Origin of the sequence: Rhizobium vallis, assembly GCF_003985155.1 — a bacterium.
Classification (GTDB): Bacteria; Pseudomonadota; Alphaproteobacteria; order Rhizobiales; family Rhizobiaceae; genus Rhizobium; species Rhizobium vallis.
In genome coordinates this window covers 1-1,100 of record NZ_ML133741.1, presented here as the reverse complement: position 1 = coordinate 1,100, position 1,100 = coordinate 1, and the positions used below count along the sequence as shown (strand labels likewise).

The window sequence follows — 1,100 nt, the reverse complement described above, 5'->3', positions numbered from 1 at the left end:
TGGCAAAGCATGGCGTAAAATCGCGTGTCCCCATGGAACTATTGCCCTCAGGCCAGCTTTCACAATTATCTTAGGGATGGAGCGAATTGACGGCACAATCCCAGAAGGCAGTAGCGCATCGAAGTGCGCTTGGGCTGCTATTCCGTCTGGCTCTCGACCCAACGCGTAGCAAACTTCGAGTACGCGGTCGGCATGAGCGTTTGTATCGACGCATGGCGCGGATACACGGAAGACTGTTGTCAACGATGAACGGATGGCTATTGATGTAAGTGCTGCAAAGGGCTTGCGATGGCTGGCGATCATGACGGTCTGCGCATGCTATGCCTGTACGACCACACAAACGCCGAACACGTATCGCAGCAAAGAATATGTTTCCGAAAATGTATATGGCGCGAGCCCGCAAACCGCCCACGGCAGGAATATTCGCAAGGGCACTGGCCGCTATACCGTCGGCAAGCCCTACGTGGTGAAAGGCAAACATTACTCACCGAAGGAGGACCCGAGTTACGACAAGAATGGTGTCGCTTCCTGGTACGGCTCATCGTTTCACGGGCGCTTGACTGCAAACGGCGAAGTTTACGACAGGGATCACCTTTCCGCCGCGCATCCCACCCTTCCTTTGCCCAGCTACGTGCGGGTGACCAATCTTGAAAACGGTTCTTCGCTCATCGTGCGTGTTAACGATCGCGGTCCCTACCATAAGGGCCGCATCATCGACGTTTCCAGCAAGGCGGCAGATTTGCTGGACCTGAAGCACCATGGCACGGCCTATGTTCGGGTCCAGTATGTAGGCCGCGCCCGCTCGGACGGACATGATATGCCTTTTCTAATGGCCTCCTACGTCAGGAAAGGTGATCGCCGCCCGGACATCAAACCAGAGCCTCAGATCGCGACCGACGCGATGTTAGCCTCGAACCAGCCGACTGGCGACCATTTGCGGCGTCACGGCCAGTCCCTCTGGTCCACACAGACGAACCTTGCCGGCAATATGCCAAGCGCCTCCTACCAGACAGCGACAATCGCGGCTGCGTTCCAGACATTCGGGCAACTCGTGATGTTACCTGAGATCGGCCCTACTACCTTTGAGCGGACGCCCGAAT

The 1,100-nt window shown here is 56.5% G+C and carries 1 protein-coding gene; it reads left to right on the top strand.

What is annotated here, in order from left to right:
• Window positions 1–253: 253 nt before the first annotated feature.
• A partial coding sequence (locus tag EFQ99_RS34830) for a septal ring lytic transglycosylase RlpA family protein (protein ID WP_245441640.1) occupies window positions 254–1,100 on the top strand: 847 nt, incomplete at its 3' end.